Source organism: Deltaproteobacteria bacterium, assembly GCA_019308905.1.
Classification (GTDB): domain Bacteria; phylum Desulfobacterota; class BSN033; order WVXP01; family WVXP01; genus JAFDHF01.
The window spans coordinates 1-22,141 of sequence record JAFDHF010000049.1 but is presented as its reverse complement, the minus strand read 5'-3'; the positions used below and the strand labels follow the sequence as shown (position 1 = coordinate 22,141).

The window sequence follows — 22,141 nt, the reverse complement described above, 5'->3', positions numbered from 1 at the left end:
GTTTTAGACCGAGGATTCCTGCGGCTAGTTGACTTTACGGTCGCTTCTCTCTGACAGGGCAGCGCCCTTGTCCCTTCGCTCCTGGGCGGGGAGTTCCTGACCTTTCCCCACGAACACGAATCACGAACACGACATCTCCCCTTCCCGCTCTTTCCCGGTGGGTATCCCACCGCTTCCGCAATGTCGCTCTGGAACAAAGGGTTTCCCCAAGACGGGAGAACTCCTCGTGGATACCGGTTGACATGTGGCCGGAGGTCTGCTAACTAAGAGGGAAGGGGGGCGCCATAGGGTCTGTAACACTGAGATTCATCGGGAGGTGCCTCGAATTCCCGCAACTCTTGAGGCTGGAGGTCGGTCATGAATCGGCTGGCAGTATCGTTTGCCTTCTTGATGGTTGTCGTAATCGTCTTTGCAGGAGGAACGGTCATGGGATTTGAGTTGAGGAGTTCTGCCTTCGCCCCTTCGGGAACGATTCCCAGGGAGCATACCTGTGACGGAGCGGATCTCTCACCTCCCCTTACGTGGAGCGGTGTCCCGGAGGGGACGAGTGCTTTTGCCATCATCTGTGATGACCCTGACGCTCCTGGGGGCACCTGGGTCCACTGGGTCGTGTATGACCTCCCAGGAGGAATGACGGGTCTCCCAGAGGGGGTACCACCGGCAGAGACCGTCCAGGAGGGCGGTTTCCAGGGGATCAACGATTTTGGAAGGTTCGGATACGGTGGGCCTTGCCCCCCGCCCGGAAGACCCCACCGCTACTTCTTCAGGCTCTATGCCCTGGACGGTAAGCTGGGCATCTCTTCAGGGGCCAGAAAGAAGGACGTGATCCGGGCCATGAAGAATCACATTCTCGGCCAGGCCGAGCTCATGGGGAAGTATGCCAGGTAGGGCCGTCTAGCCGTCTTGAGGCTTTTCGGAGAGTTCGATGAGGACACCCCCGGTTCCCTTTGGATGGAGAAAGGCCACCCGGGTCCCGTGGGCTCCCGGTCGGGGGGCTTTGTCGATGAGGGGGGCTCCCTTCTCGGCAAGGCTCCTGATCTCACTTTCGATATCGTCCACCTCAAAACAGAGATGGTGGATGCCCGGCCCCCTGGTTTCGAGGAATCTGACAAGGGGAGAGTCTTGGGAGGCCGGCTCCACGAGTTCGATCCTGGTCTCACCCACCAGAAAAAATCCTACCCTTGTCTTTTGCTCTTCGACGACCTCGGTATCTTTCAATTGGAGACCCAGCATTTTCCGGTAGAACCCCGCGGCCTCCTCCATGTTGCCGACGGCAATGGCGATGTGATCGAGTTTCCTGATCATGATTCCCTCCTGGGTAGATGATCTCGAGACCCCAGGGCAACAGGACCAAAAACGAAACGCCGGAGGTTCAGCTTCCCGCGCCTCTGTCAAGGCCTCCGCCCTTGGGTTTCACATTTTCCCTTATGTACCTTATGATCTCTTCAGTGTAAGTGCCTGGTTGGAAGATCTCCCTGATTCCCTCTTTCTTGAGAGGGGCGATATCGTCATGGGGGATGATACCGCCGCCAAGCACGGTGATGTCTTCGGCTTTCTTCTCCCTCAATATCTCCATGACCCGGGGGAAGAGGGTCATGTGAGCCCCGGAGAGGCAGCTAAGCCCGATGACATCCACGTCCTCTTGGATGGCCGCGTTTACGATCTGCTCGGGAGTCTGGCGGATTCCCGTATACACCACCTCCATACCAGCGTCTCTCAGAGACCGGGCGATGACCTTTGCCCCGCGGTCATGCCCGTCGAGCCCCGGTTTTGCTATGAGAACTCTGATCTTCCTTTCAGCCATGGTTCAAGTCCTTTCCTGGTAGCTTCCAAAGACGGATCTCAGGGTATCCGATATCTCGCCCACCGTGGCGTAAGACCGGACGGCATCGATGATAGGGGGGACCAGATTGTCGGTCCTTTCAGCCGCCCTTTTGACGGCCTCGAGCTTCTCCTTGACCCGATTCGTATCTCTGGCCTCCCTGACACTCTTGAGCTTCTGCCTCTGACGCTTCTCGACCTCCGGGTCTATACGGAGAGTATCCTTGAAGGGCTGTTCTTCCACGGTGAACTCATTGACTCCAACGATGATCGAGGACTTCTCCTCGATGCTTTTCTGATACTGGTAAGCGCTCTCCCCTATTTCGCGCTGCATGTATCCCGACTCGACGGCCTTGACGGCTCCCCCCATGGCGTCGATTCTGTCGATATATGCGGCAGCTCCTGCTTCAATCTCATCGGTCAGCGCCTCGATTGCGTAAGAACCTGCCATGGGGTCGATAACATCTGCCACACCACTCTCATGGGCTATGATCTGTTGAGTTCTCAGGGCGACTCGGACGGCAGCCTCAGAGGGGAGGGCGAGGGCCTCGTCTCTCGAGTTGGTGTGGAGTGACTGGGTACCCCCCAGGACAGCCGCAAGGGCCTGGAAAGCGACACGGACAACGTTGTTGTCGGGTTGCTGGAGGGTCAGTGTGGATCCCGCTGTCTGCGTGTGGAAACGGAGCATGGAAGAGGCCGGTTTCCGGGCTCCGAACCGTTGCTTCATTATTCTTGCCCAGAGCCGGCGGGCAGCGCGAAACTTGGCGATCTCCTCGAGAAAATTGTTGTGGCAATTGAAGAAGAATGAGAGCCTGCCGGCAAAATCATCCACGTCGAGCCCCGCATCAACGGCCGCCTGCACATAGGCAATGGCGTTGGCTAGTGTGAAGGCCACTTCCTGGACCGCAGAGCAACCCGCCTCTCGCATGTGGTAGCCGCTGATGCTGATGGTGTTCCACCGGGGGATCTGATCTTTGCAGAAGGCAAAGATATCGGTGATGATCCGCATGGAGGGACGAGGAGGGAAGATATGGGTCCCTCGAGCCACGTACTCCTTCAGGATGTCGTTCTGAATGGTCCCTCTCACCTCTTTGAACCCGACCCCCTGTTTCTCCGCCACTGCGAGGTACATGGCAAGGAGAATCACCGCGGTAGCATTGATGGTCATGGAGGTGCTCACCCTGCCGAGGGGGATGCCGTCGAAGAGGGTCTCCATGTCGGCCAGAGTATCGATCGCGACTCCCACCTTGCCCACTTCCCCGGCAGCCATGGCGTGATCCGAGTCGTATCCGATCTGGGTGGGGAGATCAAAGGCCACACTGAGGCCGGTCTGGCCCTGTTGCAAGAGATACTTGTAGCGTTGATTCGTCTCTTCGGCAGTGGCAAAGCCCGAGTACTGCCTCATGGTCCAGAACCGCCCCCTGTACATGGTGGGGTGCACGCCTCTGGTGAAGGGGTATTCCCCGGGAAATCCCAATCTCTCGAGATACCCCTGTTCGGCCTCGTCGATGGGGGTATAGAGCCGTTTGATCTCGATGTGAGAGGTCGTCTCAAAGGCCGGCTTCCTCTCGGGAAATCGACTGACCGAACGGCTGAGAGTGCCCTTTTCCCACCTTTCGAGCTCTTTGCGGAGTTTTTCCTTGTCTTCCATAGCTTCGCCTCACCGGGTAGTCTTCAGCTCTTTGTTCAGGATCTCTTCCACCATTGTATAGGGGTTGGCCTTCCGGTCTGCCAGTCCTTGGAGGATCTGATCCAGTCTCTTGTCCTCCTCGATGCGGCTGAGAATGCTTTCCAGGAGTCGTACCTGAAGGAGTTTCAGGAAGTGCTTCTTTGCCCTGAGTCTGTTCTTCCCCCCGATTTCATCCGACTGGACCAGAAGGTTACGGTGCCTGGAGATTCCGTAGACCAGCTCGAAGATGCCTTTTCCGACAACGGCTTCGGTTTTGAATATTGGAGGGACCCACCCGTCTTCTCGAGGCGGGGCCATTTCCATCATGACCCGGAGTTCCTGTTCGAGCCTTTCGGCTCCCTCCCTCTCGCATTTGTTGATAACGAATATATCGGCAATCTCAAGGATCCCGGCCTTGATGACCTGGACCTCGTCTCCGAGTCCAGGGACGCTCACGACGATCGAGGTATGTGCCGTGTTTACGATGTCCACCTCGTCTTGGCCGACCCCCACCGTCTCTACGATTATGATGTCCTTGCCCATGGCATCCATGACATTGATGACGTCGTGGGTCGACCGGGAGATTCCTCCCAGATAGCCCCGGGTTGCCAGGCTTCTTATGAAGACCCCCTCGTCCGTGCTGTGCCTCTGCATCCGAATCCGATCGCCGAGTATCGCCCCCCCGGTAAAGGGACTGCTGGGGTCGACGGCGACGATTCCCACGGTCTTTCCCTCTTTCCGGTAGATCTCTATGATCTTATCCACGAGGGTACTCTTGCCCGAACCGGGCGACCCCGTGATCCCAACAATATAGGCCCGGCCAGTCCGAGGGTAGAGCCGTTTGAGTTCTTGCCACGCACCCGGCAGGTCGTCGTCGATGTCCCGCATGAGTCTGGCAGCGGCTCTCACATCGCCCCTGAGAATTCTCTCAGCAAGCCCGGTCGAAAGATCCGATTCTGGCAAGGTCATTGTTTGGGTTCACCTGGAACACCGATGTGGCGGGCAATGACGATACGCTGCACCTCGCTGGTACCCTCGCCGATGTCGAGGAGTTTTTGATTCCGGTAGTGTCTCTCCACGGCGTATTCCTTCATCAGGCCGTAACCCCCGTGGAGCTGGACAGCGTGATTCACCACCCGGTGGTAGGTTTCTGAGCAGACGAGTTTTGCCATGGCGGCCTCTTTGGTATAGCTCCTCCTATTATCGGCCAGCCAGCAGGCTTTGTAAAGCAGCAGCCTCGCCATCTCGATCTCGGTGTGCATGTCCGCCAATTTGAAGGCGTTGACCTGGAAAGAGCCGATGGGGCGGCCGAACTGCTCCCTTTCACGGGAGTATCTCATGGCCAGCTCGTATGCCCCCTGGGCCCCTCCGAGGCCCATTGCAGCGATGCTGAGCCTTCCTCCGTCCAGGGTCTGGAGCATCTGGCGAAACCCTTGCCCTTTCTCGCCGAGGAGGTTCTCCTTGGGGACCCGGCACTGGTCGAAGAAGAGTTCTCCCGTGTTGGAAGCACGCCAGACCATCTTACCGTGCATGGTCTTGGCCGTGAAGCCCGGGGTCCCGTTGGGCACTAGTATGCAGCTCAGCTCGCTCTTCCCGTCAGGTCTCCTGCCTGTCCTTGCCTGGACGATGCAGACCGCGCTGATTTCGGTGGAAGAGTTGGTTATGAAGATCTTGCTCCCGTTGATGACCCAGTGGTCCTTTTCCAGAAGGGCCGTGGTCTTGGAAGCACCTGCATCTGAGCCGGCACCTGGTTCTGTCAGGCCGAAGGCGGCAAGCCTCTTCCCCGCGCAGAGATCAGGCAGCCATAGGCGCTTCTGCTCCTCAGTGCCGAAGGTATGGATCGGATAGATACCCAGGGAATTTGCGGCAGCCAGGGTCGCGGCCTGGGAACCGTCGATCCTTGCGATCTCTTCGGTTGCGATGATGTAACCGAGATAGCCGATGTCGGATCCCCCGTACTCCTCTGGGACAAAGGGGCCGAACAGACCGAGTTCCCCCATCCGCTTCGTGAGGTGGAGGGAAAACTCCTCTCTGTCATCTAACTCCTGGGCCACGGGAGCGATCTCCTTCTCGGCAAAGGCCCTGACCATCTTCCTGATACTCTCCTTCTCCTCGTCGAGATCGAAATCAAGCGGCATTTCACCCTACCTCAAATCGGCCTACCAGGGGCGTCTTCCCTCGCAGCCTCTCCCGTGCCGGGGAGTTCTCATCCATCATGGGGAACCCAGTAGATATTGAGGATGGTGTTGGTGGGTACGTCCTGGAACTGGGCCCTCACCTTCATCCCGATTTTAGGCTCCCCGTACTTCAACCACCCCTTGAAGATCGTACAGACCCCCTCGAGTTCCACGTCGATCTGCCAGTAGGGCTCCGAGATCTCGAGGCCCATCCCTCCGTAGGCCACCCGGGTATAGGTGTAGATCGTGCCTATGACCGGCTGTGGGATCTCTTCCCAGGCCATGGGTTGGAGGCAGTCAGGACAGTCGGCCCTTGCCGGGAGCCAGAGTCGATTCTCCGGACACTTGGGGTTCTTGCACCGAGTCGCAAGGAGCCTTCCCTCCTGGAGTCCCTTGAAAAATGGGGTCAGCTTTCCGTATGTGTGTCTATGGATGAACGTCCTCGGCCACTCCACGACCATGGCCGGTTCCATCTGGACGACCTTGGCCGGCCGGCCGATGAAGCGGGCTTCTTCTCTCGTCTCTTTCATAGTCATCCCCCTATTGCCAGGCCTTTCTCAGGATCCCCAGTGTCACATGAGAGCCGACACCGGCATGAGAAACCCAGGCCGCCTGGCATCCCTTGCGGTCCGGGATCTGGAGGCTCTGCCAGTCATCGGGTTTGGTCTTTCCCCAGAATTCCCAGATCTTGGGGTCTCCGTGGAACTTGTCGTACTTCTGCTGGACCTGCCAGAGGCACTCGACGCCCTGGAAGATACCGGTCGCCCCCACAGCGTGCATGGTGCCTATGAGCCCTCCGGAGAGGTTTGAAGGGCATTTGCCCGGCTTCCCGGTATTGGGATTGATGTAATACGCATCACCGGACTCGATGTAGTCCGGCTCCTGGCCGTAGGGCCTGAGGCCGATGTCGCCGTAAGTCTGGATATCACTGATGGTGAAGGCATCGTGGAGCTCAACCAGATCGAGATCCTCAAGGGGGTTCTCTATCCCTGCCATGCGGTAGCAGAACCAGGCGGCCATCCTCGAAGCGAGGAAGCTCTCGAACCCGGGGTACCGTGACCCGGGTTCGAGCAGATCCCTGTACATCTCTTCCGTCTCATGGGGGAGGAGGGGGATCGCCTGATGCCTCCTGTCTGCCACCCGGAGGGTGTGGCTGCCCCCGGCGATATAGAGTTCGCAGGGGCGGTCCGTTAGTCTCCAGGCGGTCTTTTCGTCGCACAGGAGCATAGAGGCGGCTCCCACACTCATGGCACAGCATTCGAGGAATCGAAGTGGCCAGGCCGCGATTCTGCTGTTGAGGACCTCCTCGACGGTGTAGCGGCCAGGCTGCTGCGCGTAAGGCGAAGAGCAGGCGTAGAGATGATTCTTCACCGCCACCTTGGCCCGGGTCTCTTCTGACAGGTTGTAGGTCTCCATGAAGCGTTTGGCCATGGGAGCGTAGTAGGCCGAGTACATGCGGGCCAGCCGGGTCTCGTAATCCTTGCATGCTGCAAAGGAGATGTAGGTATTGCCCGTGCGGGTGTCCACCTCGTCCATTCGCTCCCATCCGGCAACGAGAACGACGTCGGCATAGCCACTGGCCACGGCCATAGCCCCGGTGAGTACGGCGCTTCCCCCGGTAGCACCGCCCGTCTTGATACCCACATTGTACAAGGGATCGAGGCCGAGGTAGTCGTGGACCTTGGCCGAACAGAGAAGCTGGTCCTGGAAGTGATCCGCAAAATGCCCGTAGACCGCGTAGTTGATCAGTCCCTTAACCTCGAGGGGGTCCATTTTCAGATCGTTCTGCTCCAGCATCTGGCGGAAGGCGAGCATGACGAGTTCCTCGAGCTTATACTCCGGAAACCACTTGCGGTAATCGGTTAGCCCCCCGGCCACGGCGAAGACCTTCCTGTTCCATTTGGGGATCCGTTTGTTTCCCTCCTTCATCACGATCATGGCTGTTCCTCCTGGTCCGGTGTCAGCCTCTGGGTTTCACGTGCTTTCTCACCCAGGCTATGGCCTCCTCGATCCTGGTCCCAGGGGTAAAGACGGCTTTGACACCGATCTTTTCTAGTTTTGGAATATCCGTATCTGGAATGATTCCCCCTCCTATTACCTGGATATCAGCGGCCCCCTTCTCTTTGAGGAGCTCGATGATCCTTGGGAAGAGATAATCGTGGGCGCCCGAAAGGATGCTGAGACCGATAAGGTCCACATCTTCCTGGATGGCCGTGGCCACAATCTGTTCAGGGGTTTGATGGAGCCCCGTGTAGACGACCTCGAAGCCGGCGTCTCGGAACCCCCTGGCTATAACCCGCGCGCCCCTGTCGTGTCCGTCGAGGCCGGGTTTGGCGATAAGGATCCGGATCTTTCGCTCTCCACCCACGCCGATCCTCCTGGCAGCACTATCTTAGCATGCGTGTCACCTGACGTAAACTCGGGTATTCCCTGTTTCCCCCCTGTGCGGGTATGGGCACCGAGGAGGGTCATCAGAACATCCCTGGATCCCTGTATGTTCCGAAGACCTCCCTGAATACGTCGCAGATCTCCTGGACAGTGGCATAGGCCCTCACGGCATCTATGATATAGGGCATGAGGTTTTCCTTGGTCAGGGCGGCATCCCGTATCTTACGGAGACAGGCCTCCACCAGGGCGGCGTCCCTGGCCTCTTTGACAGCCCTGAGCCGCTCGAGCTGCCTCTTCTCGATCGCGGGATCCATGTGCCACGTGTGAATGGGAGGATGCTCGGTCACGTATCTGTTGACGCCGATCAGTGTCTTTTCGCCCCTGTCGATCTGCTGTTGATATCTGTAAGCCGATTCCGCGATTTCAGCCTGAGGGTAGCCTCTTTCGATGGCCCTTACCATACCTCCCATCTTATCGATCTTGCCTATATACTGCCAGGCGTCGTGCTCGATCCGGTTGGTCAGGGCTTCGACAAAATACGAGCCGGCCAGGGGATCGATGGTATTTGCGATTCCCGTCTCTTCGGCCAGAATCTGCTGAGTGCGCAAGGCGATGAAGGCCGCCTCCTCGGTGGGGATGGCATAGGTCTCGTCCAGGGCATTGGTGTGAAGCGACTGCGTTCCCCCAAGTACTGCGGCCATGGCCTCTACGGTCGTTCTAACCACGTTGTTGTAAGGCTGTTGCGCGGTCAGGGATACGCCTGCTGTCTGTGTATGGAATCTGAGCATCCAGGAACGGGGGTTTCTGGCTCCGAATCGGTCCTTCATTATTTTGGCCCACATGCGACGGGCAGCCCTGAGTTTGGAAATCTCCTCGAAGAAGTCGATATGGGAGTCGAAGAAGAAGGAGAGACGCGGGGCAAAATCATCGACCCCGAGGCCCCTCTCGATGCATGCCTCCACATAAGCAATACCATCGGCCAGGGTAAAGGCCAGTTCCTGAACCGCAGTCGCGCCCGCCTCCCTGATGTGGTAGCCGCTGACGCTGATAGTGTTCCAGCAGGGGACCTCACGGGTACAGAACTCGACGGTGTCGACGATGAGGCGGATGGACGGTCCTGGGGGGAGCATCAGGGTCTTCTGGGCGATGAACTCCTTGAGCATGTCGTTCTGAATCGTTCCACTGATCTGCCTCCGGTCCACCCCCTGTTTCTCCGCCACGACGATGTACATGGCCAGGAGGATCGATGCCGGAGGGTTGATGGTCATGGAAGTCGTAACCCTGTCCAGGGCGATCCCGTCCAGCAGGATCTCCATGTCTCTGAGGGTGTCGACGGCGACACCACACTTGCCGACCTCTCCCCTTGCCATCGGAGAATCGCTGTCATAACCCATAAGGGTCGGAAAGTGGAAGGCCACGCTGAGCCCGGTTTCACCCTGTTCTAGGAGGTACTTGAAACGCCGGTTGGTCTCTTCAGGACCCCCCAGGCCGGAGAACATCCGCATGGTCCAGAGCCTTCCGCGGTACATGGAAGGATGAATCCCCCGGGTGAAGGGATAGCGACCGGGAAACCCGAGGTCCCTGGAATAGTCGAGATCCTTGACGTCCTCCGGGGTGTAGAGGGCTTCGATCTCCAGATCGGAAACCGTGGAGAAACGATGAGACCGGGGGGGGACCTTCGACTCTGCCTCCTCCAGGTCCCTCTTCCGGAGTCTCCTCCCCTGCCGGATTCTCGTAAGGTCGTCCTTGCTCATCTTTCCCCTCCTTCCCCGGGCAAGGGCATCACGGTTTCACGACCAGACGAGAAGGGATCGGCCCTTTGCACAGACTACCAGCCCAGACAAAGGGAGTAGACCTGTGCCAGGATCTGGTCTGCCCTGAAGTGTCTCAGAGAGATGGCGCCGTTCGGACAGGCCGAGTTGCATGCGCCGCAACCCTTGCAGAGAGCCCTGTTGACTGTCATCTTTCCCGTGTAGGGTTCCAGCTTCAGAGCGCCGTACTCACAGATCCCCTCGCAGATGCCGCAGCCTGAGCAGATCTGATCGTCGACAGAGGCAATAACCGGGTCGATGGCCACCTTTCCCCGGAACAGAACGGTCGCGGCCCTGGAGGCCGCTCCATGGGCCTGGGCCAGGGTGTCTGCGATATCCTTGGGGCCCTGGCAGGTCCCGGCCAGGAATATGCCGTCACTTGCGGTGTCGAGGGGCCTGAGTTTGGGATGGGCTTCCATGAAGAAACCGTCGGAGCTGAGGGAGAGTTTGAGCACCGCCCTGAGATTCCCGGCCCCTTTCGAGGGGACCAGTCCGGTGGAGAGGATAACCAGATCAAATGCCTTCTCATAGGGCCGGGCGAGAAGCCCGTCCTCGCCTCTGAGGACCAGCTTCCCTCCACTTTTGAATATCTCGGAGGGGATCCCCTTTGTGTAGATGACCCCTTTTTTCTGGGCCTTCTCGTAAAGCTCTTCGTAGCCCTTTCCAAATGTCCTCACATCGATATAGAAGACCGTCACCTCTGAATCGGGGATTTGGTCGCGCACCCAGAGGGCCTGCTTGGCCGTGTAGGCGCAGCATACCCGTGAGCAATACTCATTGCCTACCTTCTTGTCCCGGGAGCCGACACACTGGATGAATGCTACGGTCTTTGGAACACTGCCGCCGATCGAAAATTCGCCACCCTCGGATACTCCGCGAGACATCAAGCTCTCCATTTGAGGAGCCGTGATGAGCCGGTCGTACCTGCCGTATCCGAATTCGCCCTTTTCCGTGGCATCGAAATGGTCGTGACCCGTAGCCACGACGATGGCTCCCGCTTTCAGCTCCTCGGTATGTTCCTCTTGTGCAAAGTCTATTGCTTCCACAGGGCAGGCCCTTTCACAGAGATCGCACGTCTGGCCCTGCAAGCGTAGACAGGCATTAGGGTCGACGACAGGGAAACTGCCCGGCCCGGAAGGTGAGGGAAGGTATATCGCCTTTCTCGTTTGGGGTTCCACTCTGTCCTGGGACACTACGTCAACCGGGCAGGCCTTGAGGCATTCACCGCAGGCCTCGCACTTTTGGGTATCCACGTAACGAGGCTTTCTCCTCACTCCAACACGGAATTCTCCAATCGATCCCTCAACGGTCTCGACCTGGGAGAGGGTCATGACGTTGATTCTTGGATGACTCAGGAGGGCCTCGACTCTCGGGCGGATCAGCCCCTCGGCCTCCTCGAGGTAGGGAAAAGTCCGGTCCAAGCGGGCCACATGGCCTCCAACAAAGGGTTCCCTCTCGACGAGATGGGCCTGGAAACCGGATGCGGCGATATCCAGTGCGGCCTGAATTCCCGCGATGCCTCCCCCGATGACCAGACAAGCAGGGGTCACCCCTCTCTCCTCGGTCTCCAGGGGCTCGAGCAACCGGAGCTTGGCAAGGGCTGCCAGAACGAGATCTATGGCCTTTGCCGTTGCTTTTTCCCGGTCGGTGTGGACCCAGGAGCAGTGCTCGCGAATGTTGGCGATCTCGAGAAGGTAAGGGTTCAGCCCTGCCTTGGAAAGAACGTTTCGAAAGGTCCGCTCATGCATGTTGGGCGAGCAGGCCGCCACCACGATCCGATCGAGCTTCTCTGACTCTATATCCCTTGCGATGAGGTCCTGTCCCGGGTCGGAGCACATATAGGTATAGTCCCTGGCAATGGCGACATGGGGCTCCGCCTTGGCAGCGTCCCTGACCGCCTCCACATCGACATGGTCGGCTATATTGACTCCGCAGTGGCAGATGTAGACACCGATCTTCATTCAGGTGCTCCATGCCTGTCTCTCGCGTACTGCTGGGGCCCGCCTCTGTTTGCTTTGGGACCCTCGGCCCCTGCCCTCTGCTCTGCGAGGTGTATACATGACAGGGCCGCGGCACCGCTTGCCTGGGCGACCGTGTCCGGGATATCCTTGGGGCCCTGGCAACAGCCAGCCAGGAATACCCCGGGTCTGGCAGTGAGGATGGTCTCCTTTGTTTCAGCTTCCTCGAAGAACCCATCCTCGGTGTGGGAGATGCCCAAGAGCAGGCCAAGATCCTGGGCGTCTGCTCTGGGGACCAGGCCGTTTGCCAACACCACAAGATCCGCTTTCTCCTCGTACGGCATCCCCAGAAGGGTGTCCTCCCCCCGGACTACCAGACAGTCTCCCTCTCTGTATATCTCTGAGGGATTTCCGCGCCTGAAAACGACCCCCTCCTTCTGGACCCGATCGTAGAACTCCTCATACCCCTTTCCATAGGCCCTCACGTCCATGTAGCAGACCGTGATCTTGGCATCCGGGATCAGTTCCCGTACGAGATGAGCCTGCTTGGCCGTGTACATGCAGCAGACTCTCGAGCAGTAAGGGTTTCCCACCGTCCTGTCTCTCGATCCCACGCACTGTATGAAGACCACCCTTTTGGGTTCTTTCCCGTTTCTCTCGAGCCTCCCCCGCGTCGGTCCCGAGGCGGAGCAGAGCCTCTCGAATTCGATGGCCGAGAGCACATTCTCGTAAAGGCCGTAGCCGTACTCGGGTTTCAGCCTTCCATCGAACTGATCGTAGCCCGTGGCCACCACTATGACCCCGGCCCGGATGGTGAGGGTCTCCTCTTTTTGACCGAAGTCGATTGCCCCGGGTCCGCAGGCCTCCTGGCATCTGGGTTGTTTTCCGCATTTTCCTTTGGTGAGCATGAAGCACCGGTTGGGATCTATGAGGTATTTCTGGGGGACGGCCTGTGGAAAGGGGATGTATATGGCAGAGCGCTTACCCATGCCCATGTCGAACTCATTGGGGATTCGGTTGTGCTGGACGCATGCCTCCGCGCAGAGGCCGCATCCGGTGCATCTCTTCAGGTCCACGTATCTCGGTTTCTTCGTGATGGTAACCCGGAAGCGGCCCACCTCTCCCTCAACCCGGGTGACCTCGGCGCAGGTCAGTAGTTCGATGTTGGGGTGGTTGCCGACCTCGACCATCTTCGGTGTCAGGATACAGGAGGAACAGTCGAGGGTGGGAAAGGTCTTGTCGAGCTGGGCCATGTGCCCCCCGATGGTAGGTTCTCTTTCTACCAGAACCACCTTGAACCCCTTGTCGGCTATATCGAGAGAGGCCTGCATACCGGCTATGCCCCCTCCGATAACCAGGGCGGCCGGGGTCACACGATGTTCTGTCTCTTTGGGGGGGACTCCCATGGCTGTATCTGCTGCGATGTCAAACGTCAAAATCCAAATGCCCGATGAATTCCCAATGACTTGGTTTCAAGATCCTGTCTGTCGGATGCCTTACGGTCCTGGTAACTCCCATGAGTCACTCCGGCTTTCCAACCAGAGAGCTTGCAATCGTGTTCTTCTGGATCTCCCGGGTTCCCTCATAGATCTCCATGATTCTTGCATCACGATAGAACCGCTCCACCTCGTACTCGGTCATGTAGCCGTATCCTCCCAGTATCTGAACAGCCTCCTCGGCGACCTCGACCCCGACCCTCGCGGCGTGCAGCTTGGCCATGGAGGTTAGCTGAGGATCGATACGGCCCTGATCGTAGTTCCAGGCAGCCTTGTACGTGAGAAGCCGGGCCGTCTCAAGCATGGTGTACATGTCCGCAAGCTTATGCCTGGTGACCTGGAAGTCTGCTATTCTTCTTCCGAATTGGCGCCTCTCCTTGGCATAGCCGAGAGACCTGTCAAAGGCCCCTTGACCGATTCCAAGGGCCTGGGCGGCTATCTCGATCCGGCTCTCGTCGAAGAACTCGAGCACCTGGTAGAACCCCTTGTTTTCGCTGCCGATGAGGTTTCCCAGGGGTACGCGGACATCGGAGAAGGAGAGTTCCGCCGTCGACGTCATGCGGATGCCCATCTTGTCGCCGAGCTCCGAGGCTTCAAATCCCGGCGTATCTCTCTCCACAAGGAGGGTCGACATTCCCCGGTGGGGAGGGTCGGCCCCCGGGTCTGTCTGGCAGAGGACCACGAAGTGTCGGGCGAGTCCCCCGTTGGTGATGAAGGTCTTGGTACCGTTGATCACAAAGTGCCGCCCCTGCTTGACGGCCCTCGTCGAGAGGCGAGTAATGTCACTCCCGTGATCCGGTTCGGTGTAAGCGCCCGCAGAGATGGCCTCTCCCCGGGTGACCGGGGGGAGGTAGGTGGTTTTCTGGTCCTCCGTGCCGAACCTCTGGATGACCTCGGAACTGAAGTCTGCCAGACTGAGAGCCACACCGATGCCCGAGTCCTGCCGGCAGAAGGCCTCCACCACCAACGTGTTTTCCAGAATGCCGAGCCCCTGGCCGCCGTATCGCTCCGGGAAATGGATGCCGACGAAACCGAGCCTGCAGGCCTTTTTCCAGATCGACGTGGGGAAGCTATGCGCCTTCTCCAACTCCATGGCCAGGTCTCTGTCGAATTCGCCCCGGGCAAAGTCGAGGGCAGCGCGTTGAATATCTCTCTGCTGATCGGTCAGTGTGAAATCCATTACCTCCTCAAAAACCCGCAGAGATCCCCGCCTAGGCAAAGACCTCTTTTACTTTCTCCTTCAAGGCCGGGACAATCTTGAAGAGGTCCCCCACGATTCCATAATGGGCCACACTGAAGATCGGTGCCTTAGGGTCCTTGTTTATGGCGATGATGGTGCCCGAACCCTTCATACCGGCCACGTGCTGGAAGGCCCCGCTGATGCCGATTGCGATGTAGACCTTGGGTTTCACCGTCTTGCCCGAGGTCCCAACCTGTCGTTCCTTTGGAAGCCACTTCTTGTCCACCACCGGCCGGCTGCACGAAAGGGCGGCTCCCAGAGCATCGGCCAGTTCCTTGACCATGGGGATGTTATCCTGGTCCTTGATCCCCCTCCCCACGGAGACGAGGATGTTGGCCTGGGTGATGTCCACTTCTCCTGCCGCGGCCTCCACGTATTCGACAAAACGTTTTGAGACGATCTCTTCTTCCATGGGGGAAGCGACCGTGACGATCTCCCCGGTCAGGGAGTATTCCTCCACGGTGAAAGAGGCCGGTCGAATGGTGATCACGGATTGCGGAGCGGGTTTGAGGCGGACCTCCACATTCAGCTTGCCTCCATATACCTGGCGGGTCGCTCTTACCTCGCCGTCTCTGATCGTCACATCGATACAGTCGGTGGCAATAGGGACGCGAATCCGGGTCGCAAGGCTCGGGGCGAGATCCATGCCGAAGGCCGTATGGCCGATAAGGAGGAGGCGGGGGTTCTCCCCTTCCAGGAGTTCGGCGAGCACCCTCTCATAGGCCTCGGAGTTGTAGGTCTCCAGTCTCGGGTCCTCCACCAGGATCACCCTGTTGGCCTTGTCCTTCAATTGCTCGGCCATCTTTCCCACCCCGTGTCCGAGGAGGACGGCTGCCAGCGAGGTGCCTGTTTCCTCGGCCATTGCCTTCCCCTTGGTGAGCATCTCAAAGGTGATGTCTCGGAGTTCCCCCTGGCGGTGTTCTGCAAGGACAAAGATATCTTCCATCTAGGCCAGCCCTCCTTTCTCTTTCAGGATGGAGACGACACTCTCGGCAAGGCTTTCAACAGATCCTTCCAGCATCTGGGCCCCTTCTCCGGCAGGCGGAAGAAAGACCCTCTCGACAACGCTTTTGGAGCCTTGTTCTCCTGTTTCATCCTCTTTCAGCGCCAGGTCGGCAAGGCCGAGGACCCTGATCTCCTTCTTTGCCACCCTTCGGATCCCCATGATGGAGACATACCTGGGTTCATTGATGCCCGACTGAATGGTGAGAACAGCGGGGAGTTCGAGGTCGAGAACCTCTTCCAGGCCGCCTTCCAGTTCTCGATGGATTCTGGCTCTCCCCCCATCGATCCTTTCGATCATATTGACAACCGCAGCATGGCCGATTCCCAGCATCTCGGCAAGAGTAGGGCCCACCTGCCCGTACCCGTCATCCTCGGCCTGAACCCCCGTGAGGATCAGGTCATAGGCGAGAGGCCTGATAGCCTCGCCGAGAATCCTGGCAATGGCATACCCGTCGGACCCGGAAAAGGCCGGGTCGGTGAGGCGGATCGCTTCGTCAGCCCCCATTGCCAGGGCTCTCCTGAGGGTCTCGTTCGACTCCTGGGGACCCATGGATACAACGGTCACTGACCCGCCGTACTTCTCCTTGAGAAGAACCGCCTCTTCCACGGCGTAGTTGTCCCACTCGTTGATATCAAAGACGAGTCCCCGGGTGTCTATGTCCTTGCCCGTCTCGTCGATGACAATGTCGGCTTCAGCCGTCTCAGGAACCCTCTTGACGCAGACGACGATGTCCATAACAGCTCCTTTCTTCAACCGGTCTGATTTGTTCACGGCGGAGACGCAGAGGACGCTGAGTTAAGGCTCTGTTGTTTTCCGCTCAACAATGACCGCCTTTCAGACCACTACGTCCGGCTTGTACCCCCACCCAAGTTTCACTCCCTCAACTCTCGGGATAAGGACTCTCGCCTTCCAGCGGCAGGGGAAGAATTCACTCTCCGCGTCCTCTGCGTCTCTGCGGTGAATCATCATTCACTATCCAGATCCAGAGCTTCAACGAGGATTTCAGTAATGTCCATGACCCTTAGTCTCTCCTCATTCCCCGTGGTCTTGACCGCATCCTCCAGGGTGAGCAGGCAGAAAGGACAGGCCGTGGCAATAATCTCCGCCCCCATCTCCACTGCGTCACGGACTCTGATCTCCGCCGACCGGGTACCCTGATCAGGGGCTTCCACCCACATGCGCCCTCCGCCTCCCTCGCAGCAGAGGCTCTTTTCCCTGGATCGATCGAAATCGATGAAGGTAACACCTGGAATAGACTTGAGAATCTCTCTTGGTTCCTCGAAAATCCCGTTCTGTTTGCCCAGAAAACAGGGATCGTGATAGGTGATCACCTTTTTTATCTCCCTGGAAAAGAGGGGGTTCTTGGTCACGGCTTCGGCCAGTACCTGGGTATAGTGACGGACCGTCAGACTCTCCTGGGAATAATCGTTCTTTATGGCATTGTAGCAATGGGGAGAAGTGGTCACAAGGGAGGTGACGCCGTATCTCTTGAAGGTTTCCAGGTTCTGCTCCATGAGCATCTGGAAGAGACCCTCCTCCCCTATTCTCCGCATGGCGCTTCCGCAGCAGGTCTCTTCGTTTCCCAGAATGGCAAAGTCGATATCCCACCTGCGAAAGCATGTCACCATGGATCGGGCCACGTTCTGCACCCGGCTGTCATAGGCAGCAGTGCAGCAGACAAAGTAGAGATTTTCCGCACTATCCCCCCTGGAGAGGACCTTCAGCCCGAGTTCCTCTGCCCAATCGCTCCTCTTGCTCTTCTGGGCTCCCCAGGGGTTTCCGTACTTGTACGTGCTTTCCAGGGCCTCAATCAGGGTCCTCGGGATATGTCCCTCCTCGATGAGGGCCGTGCGCATGCCGATGATGAGATCCGATGGGCGCAGGTCCCTGGGGCAGCGGATAGTGCAGGTCCGGCAGGCGGTGCAGGCCCAAAGCTCGTCCTTCTTATAGATGGCTTCGAGATCGTCCAGGACAAGGGCCTCCTGCATGAGGCGCCGGATATTGAGGGAGGAGTTGAAAGAGACGGGGCATCCGCCGGTGCACTTCCCACACTGAATACAGCCGAAAAGCTCGTACCTCTCGCAAAAAGACCGGTTCTCGAATACCAACATCGACGCTTTCTCCAGTCTTTGGCCTCAAGCTGGGAAATGAGATAGCCTCAGGATCCGAGAATCTCCCGAGAGATCACTATCCGCTGCACCTCGGAGGTACCCTCGTAGAGAGTGGTTCCCACCGTGTCCCTGAGATATCTCTCCACGGGATACTCCGTGGTATAGCCGTACCCTCCTAGCATCTGGACAGACCGCATTGCGACGTGCTTTGCAGTCTCCGTGGCAAACAGCTTTGCCATGGAGGCTTCACGGGTGAATCTCTCTCCCGTCTCTTTGAGAAAAGCCGCCCTAAGGGTGAGGAGGCTTGCCGCTTCGAGTTCGGTGTAACTGTCGGCTATCATCCACCGGATCGCCTCGAACCTCGAAATCTTCTGTCCGAAGGCCTCCCGTTCTTTCACGTACCGTGCCGCATAATCGATCGCCGCGGTCCCGACACCGACCGCCAGAGACGCGATTCCGATGCGGCCGCCGTCAAGCTCCATCATGGCTATCCTGAAACCCTCGCCTTCCTCTCCCAGGAGGGAGTCTCTGGATACACGACAATCGCGAAGAATCAGTTCGTGCGTGGAAGAGGCCCTGTGGCCGAGCTTGTTCTCCGCCTTTCCCACAAGGAGGCCGGGGTTTCCCCGCTCGATGAGAAACGCGCTGATACCCTTTCCCTTCCTGGCTTTCTTGTCGGTGACCGCCCAGACGACTGTCACACCCGCCTCTGCCGCGCTGGTGATGAGGCTCTTGGTCCCGTTCAATACATATGTCTCGCCGTCGGCCACGGCAGAGGTCCTTATGTTGGCCGCATCCGAGCCGGTGTGCGGCTCCGTAATGGCAAAGGCCCCTGCAGGATACTCACCGTTGCAGAGCCTCGGGATGTGCCTCCTTTTCATGGTCTCACATGCGAATTCATTGATCACCTCGGCCACCATGTTGGTTACGGAAGTCGTTACGGCATGAGAGGCACAGGCCTTTGCGATTTCGGTGATGGCCAGGCTGTAAGCCACCACGCCGGCCTCGGATCCTCCGTACTCCGCCGGGACGTTCATTCCCATGAGCCCGAGTCGGGCCATTCTTTTCAGGTTCTCATAGGGGAACTCTCCGCGTTCGTCGAACCGGGCTGCCACGGGTTCGATGTGTTTCTCTGCGAAATTCCTGACGGTATCCCTGATCATCTCTTGTTCTGGAGTCAGCCTGAAGTCCATGGGTTACCTCGTGTCCGTAGTTCGTGTGCCTTTTCGCCGCTTTGCGTGCAGGACCGAGGTTAAGGTTTCGCTTTGCGGACGCGCTCTCAATAGGTATAGAACCCCCTGCCCACCTTCTTTCCGAGATAGCCTGCGGCCACGTATTTCTTCAATAGAGGGCAGGGCCGGTACTTGGAATCCCCGAAGCCCTGATGGAGAACCTCCATTATGGCGAGACAGGTGTCGAGACCTATCAGGTCTGCCAGGGCCAGGGGTCCCATGGGATGATTCATTCCCAATTTCATCACTCCGTCGATAGCCTCGACACTGCCGACACCCTCAAAGAGGGCATAGACGGCCTCGTTGATCATGGGCATGAGGATTCTGTTTGAGATGAAACCCGGAAAGTCCCCGGCCTCAAGCGGAGTCTTTCCCATCCTCTCGCTCAGGTCTCTGACGGTTTCAAAGGTGCCCTCCGACGTGGCAAGACCGCGGATGATCTCCACGAGTTTCATAACCGGAACCGGGTTCATGAAATGCATGCCGATAACCCTGTCGGGCCTCTGAGTGGCGGAGGCGATCCTGGTAACGGATATGGACGAGGTGTTCGTGGCGAGAATGACATCCTTCCGGCAGATCCCATCGAGGCTCCCGAAGATCTCGAGCTTGAGGGGTTCGCTCTCCGTCGCAGCCTCGATCACCAGGTCTGCCTCGGCCATATCCTCCAACCGGCATGTTCCCCTGATTCTGGCAAGGATCTGTTCCCTCTGTGAAGGGGTGATCCTCTCTTTTTGGACCGACCGGTCGAGGTTCTTGCCGATGGCGGCCAGCCCCTTTTCGACGAGCTGGTCTGCAATGTCCCTCATGACCACGCTCAGACCCGCCGTGGAGGCGACCTGAGCTATGCCGCTCCCCATCTGCCCCGCACCGATAACACCAATGGTCTTGATTTCCATACCTCCTCCAGTCAACGTTCAGGTTGTTCGGGTCGTTCGATCGGTCGCTGTTTGCGACCTCGTTCGAATCGAGAGAGTTGGAAACGTTCAAGCCGTTCACACCGCGCCAGGGAGAAGTTAGATCCAGACAAAGGCGGAACCGCCTTGATATGGTACTCTTTCACGTCTCGAACAAACGCGAGCGATCGAACGGTCTGAACGATTACCTCTCCACAATGAGCGAGACCGCCTCACCTCCGCCGAGACAGAGAGAGGCCAGGCCGAGCTTTGCATCCCGATCCTTCATGGCGTAAAGAAGAGTCGTCAGAACCCTGGCGCCGCTTGCCCCGATGGGATGTCCCATGGCGATCGCCCCCCCACGCACGTTGACCCTTTCAGGATCGAGCCCGAGTTCCCGGATGATGGCCACGGTGGATGCTGCAAAGGCCTCGTTGATCTCGAAAAGGTCGATCCGGTCTGCAGATAGACCGGCCTTTGCCAGAACCTTGGGTATGGACTTGATGGGGGCGACCAGAATATCCTTGAGTTCCACTCCTGCCGATGCCTGGGCACCAACCGCGGCCATGGGGGTTACACCGAGTTCCTTTGCCCTTTTGAGAGACATCACCACAAGGGCGCTTGCACCGTCGCTGATCTTTGAAGCGTTGCCTGCCGTGACGGTTCCGTCCTCCTTGAAAACCGGCTTGAGCCTGGCCATTGCCTCAAGGTCCGGCTGCCTCGGCCCTTCATCCCTGTCGACAACGAGAGAAGCCCCTTTTCTCTGCGGGATCTCGACGGGCAGGAGCTCCGCCTCGAAGCCTCCCTGGGCTGTCGCCTTCAGGGCTCTTTGGTTCGACTGGAAGGCGAATCTATCCTGGTCATCTCGAGAGACCTGAAACTTCTGAGAGACGAGCTCCGCCGTGTACCCCATATGGAAGTCGTTGACCACGTCCCAGAGGCCGTCGTGGACCATTGCATCGATGAGTTTTCCGTCCCAGAGCCGGTATCCCTCCCTGGCCCTGTCGAGGTAGTACGGGGCCCGGCTCATCGACTCCATCCCCCCTGCAACGACGACCTCGGCATCTCCCGCCATGATGGCATGAGCGGCCACCATGACCGCTTTCAGCCCTGAACCGCAGACCTTGTTTATCGTCATTGCACCGACTTCAACAGGGAGTTCGGCCATGAGCAGGGCCTGGCGGGCTGGATTCTGTCCCAGCCCGTGGGGCAGGACGTTCCCCATTATCACCTCGTCCACGTCTTCCTTTGCGATCCCGCATCGCCTGACCGCCTCCGAGATCACAAGAGCTCCCAGTTCCGTCGCGGAGAGACTGCTCAACCCTCCCATGAAGTTCCCTATGGGCGTTCTGACCGCACTGGCGATGACCACCGTGTTCATCCCTTCCTCCCGGCAAATTCCCAGTCTTTCCTTTGAAATCGAAGGATTCGGAACCAAGATCCCCCGGCCTCGGCCCGTTTCTTGGGTCCAGATTCTTCTATTTCCGAATCGATCTCTCCTGTAGCCCGTGATTCAACTTCTGCCTTATCCTCTCCTGGTACTGGACTATTTCCTTCTTGAGCCTGTTTAGGTTCTGGACTCTCTCGTCGATCCGGCTGGCATGGTGCTCGAGGAGTTCAAGTAGTCTTGGAAGGACCTTGCGGTTGGTCCTATGGATCTGGTAAATATCCTCGAGCTCCTGCATCTCGGCAAGGGTGAGCCCCAGGTCTTTGAGGCGCTTGATGAACCTGAGCCGCTGGTAATCCATGTCCGTGTAGACCCGCTTTCCTCCTTCCACCCGCTTCACCGAGTTGAGAAGGCCGATTTCCTCGTAGTACCGGATCGTCCGGGGCGTGAGCCCCACGAGCCTGGCCAGTTCCCCAATCCCGTAATACCCGGACTCAGGAGTCCCTCCCTTGCCCATGATCAAAGCCGTGCCCCTCGCTGAATTGCAAGAAATCGAGTTCTGCCGGAGACGCGCCTCACTTAACGTAAACTGCAATGGCTCCTCAGTATATACCCTCTTTCCCGTCTTTTTTCAACAAATCCGCCTGCCCCTGATCCACCGTCAAAAAAAGGAGTTAGGGAGTTAGTAGAGTTAGGGGGCGAATTAGCGAGTTAGGAGTTAGGGGACGCCTATGATTTTATGCGAAACCTTGTGAGCCATCCTTGGTAGGCGGAAGTTACTTTGAACAGTGGAGAACCAGAGTCACCCATTAAGAGGCCCCTGTCAAGAGTAAAGACTTGAGGACTTTCCCCAAAATTTTTAGAAAAGTTGAACAGCAAAAGGCAGTAACAGTTGACCCTCAACTTCTCTTCTTACCAGATTGGGCGTTATTCCTGTTTTGGAGGCAAAAAG

General features: G+C 58.1%; 20 protein-coding genes. 1 reads left to right on the top strand and 19 read right to left on the bottom strand.

Features of this window, described 5'->3' with window-relative positions; translation table 11 throughout:
* Nucleotides 1-426 precede the first annotated feature (426 nt).
* Complete coding sequence (locus tag JRJ26_14840) at nt 427-888, top strand: YbhB/YbcL family Raf kinase inhibitor-like protein (GenBank protein MBW2058769.1); 462 nt, start codon at nt 427-429, stop codon at nt 886-888.
* A gap of 6 nt (nt 889-894) precedes the next feature.
* On the opposite strand, the gene mce is transcribed toward JRJ26_14840, so the two are convergent.
* The 19 genes from mce to JRJ26_14745 all read right to left on the bottom strand — a co-directional run bounded on the left by mce (nt 895) and on the right by JRJ26_14745 (nt 21,706).
* Nucleotides 895-1,305 carry a methylmalonyl-CoA epimerase gene (mce, locus tag JRJ26_14835; GenBank protein MBW2058768.1) on the bottom strand — a complete coding sequence of 137 codons (411 nt, stop codon included), beginning with the start codon at nt 1,303-1,305 and terminating at the stop codon, nt 895-897.
* A gap of 67 nt (nt 1,306-1,372) precedes the next feature.
* Nucleotides 1,373-1,804 (bottom strand): cobalamin B12-binding domain-containing protein, encoded by a 432-nt coding sequence (locus JRJ26_14830; GenBank protein ID MBW2058767.1) that lies wholly within the window; start codon nt 1,802-1,804, stop codon nt 1,373-1,375.
* Between the two features lie 3 nt (nt 1,805-1,807).
* Complete coding sequence (locus JRJ26_14825; GenBank protein MBW2058766.1) at nt 1,808-3,472, bottom strand: methylmalonyl-CoA mutase family protein; 1,665 nt, start codon at nt 3,470-3,472, stop codon at nt 1,808-1,810.
* A 9-nt stretch (nt 3,473-3,481) separates the two neighbouring features.
* Nucleotides 3,482-4,459, bottom strand: a complete 978-nt coding sequence (gene meaB / locus JRJ26_14820; GenBank protein MBW2058765.1) for a methylmalonyl Co-A mutase-associated GTPase MeaB — start codon at nt 4,457-4,459, stop codon at nt 3,482-3,484.
* Entirely contained in the window at nt 4,456-5,628 is a 1,173-nt protein-coding gene (locus JRJ26_14815; protein MBW2058764.1) for an acyl-CoA dehydrogenase family protein, read from the bottom strand. The genes meaB and JRJ26_14815 overlap by 4 nt, the downstream gene beginning before the upstream one ends.
* 68 nt (nt 5,629-5,696) lie before the next feature.
* The gene (locus tag JRJ26_14810; GenBank protein MBW2058763.1) at nt 5,697-6,197 is read right to left on the bottom strand and encodes a hypothetical protein; all 501 of its coding nucleotides are present in this window, start codon (nt 6,195-6,197) and stop codon (nt 5,697-5,699) included.
* A 10-nt stretch (nt 6,198-6,207) separates the two neighbouring features.
* Nucleotides 6,208-7,605, bottom strand: coding sequence for a thiolase domain-containing protein (locus JRJ26_14805; protein MBW2058762.1), 1,398 nt, complete (start codon nt 7,603-7,605; stop codon nt 6,208-6,210).
* Nucleotides 7,606-7,627: 22 nt separating this feature from the next.
* Nucleotides 7,628-8,035 (bottom strand): cobalamin B12-binding domain-containing protein, encoded by a 408-nt coding sequence (locus JRJ26_14800; protein MBW2058761.1) that lies wholly within the window; start codon nt 8,033-8,035, stop codon nt 7,628-7,630.
* A 103-nt stretch (nt 8,036-8,138) separates the two neighbouring features.
* The gene (locus JRJ26_14795) at nt 8,139-9,809 is read right to left on the bottom strand and encodes a methylmalonyl-CoA mutase family protein (protein MBW2058760.1); all 1,671 of its coding nucleotides are present in this window, start codon (nt 9,807-9,809) and stop codon (nt 8,139-8,141) included.
* A gap of 74 nt (nt 9,810-9,883) precedes the next feature.
* A complete protein-coding gene (locus JRJ26_14790) occupies nt 9,884-11,827 on the bottom strand; it encodes a CoB--CoM heterodisulfide reductase iron-sulfur subunit A family protein (protein ID MBW2058759.1) in 1,944 nt (647 codons plus the stop codon).
* Nucleotides 11,824-13,230 carry a CoB--CoM heterodisulfide reductase iron-sulfur subunit A family protein gene (locus JRJ26_14785; GenBank protein ID MBW2058758.1) on the bottom strand — a complete coding sequence of 469 codons (1,407 nt, stop codon included), beginning with the start codon at nt 13,228-13,230 and terminating at the stop codon, nt 11,824-11,826. Before JRJ26_14785 ends, JRJ26_14790 begins: the two co-directional genes overlap by 4 nt.
* Nucleotides 13,231-13,345: 115 nt before the next feature.
* Complete coding sequence (locus tag JRJ26_14780) at nt 13,346-14,500, bottom strand: acyl-CoA dehydrogenase family protein (GenBank protein ID MBW2058757.1); 1,155 nt, start codon at nt 14,498-14,500, stop codon at nt 13,346-13,348.
* A gap of 31 nt (nt 14,501-14,531) precedes the next feature.
* On the bottom strand, nt 14,532-15,506 hold the full coding sequence (locus tag JRJ26_14775) for an electron transfer flavoprotein subunit alpha/FixB family protein (GenBank protein MBW2058756.1): 975 nt from the start codon (nt 15,504-15,506) through the stop codon (nt 14,532-14,534).
* Complete coding sequence (locus tag JRJ26_14770) at nt 15,507-16,301, bottom strand: electron transfer flavoprotein subunit beta/FixA family protein (protein ID MBW2058755.1); 795 nt, start codon at nt 16,299-16,301, stop codon at nt 15,507-15,509.
* Between the two features lie 230 nt (nt 16,302-16,531).
* Nucleotides 16,532-17,677: a (Fe-S)-binding protein gene (locus tag JRJ26_14765; GenBank protein MBW2058754.1), complete on the bottom strand. Its 1,146-nt coding sequence runs from the start codon at nt 17,675-17,677 to the stop codon at nt 16,532-16,534.
* A 47-nt stretch (nt 17,678-17,724) separates the two neighbouring features.
* Complete coding sequence (locus JRJ26_14760; protein ID MBW2058753.1) at nt 17,725-18,870, bottom strand: acyl-CoA dehydrogenase family protein; 1,146 nt, start codon at nt 18,868-18,870, stop codon at nt 17,725-17,727.
* A gap of 86 nt (nt 18,871-18,956) precedes the next feature.
* Entirely contained in the window at nt 18,957-19,805 is an 849-nt protein-coding gene (locus JRJ26_14755) for a 3-hydroxybutyryl-CoA dehydrogenase (protein MBW2058752.1), read from the bottom strand.
* A 202-nt stretch (nt 19,806-20,007) separates the two neighbouring features.
* A complete protein-coding gene (locus JRJ26_14750) occupies nt 20,008-21,183 on the bottom strand; it encodes an acetyl-CoA C-acetyltransferase (protein ID MBW2058751.1) in 1,176 nt (391 codons plus the stop codon).
* Nucleotides 21,184-21,280: 97 nt separating this feature from the next.
* Entirely contained in the window at nt 21,281-21,706 is a 426-nt protein-coding gene (locus JRJ26_14745) for a MerR family transcriptional regulator (protein ID MBW2058750.1), read from the bottom strand.
* Between the last annotated feature and the right edge of the window lie 435 nt (nt 21,707-22,141).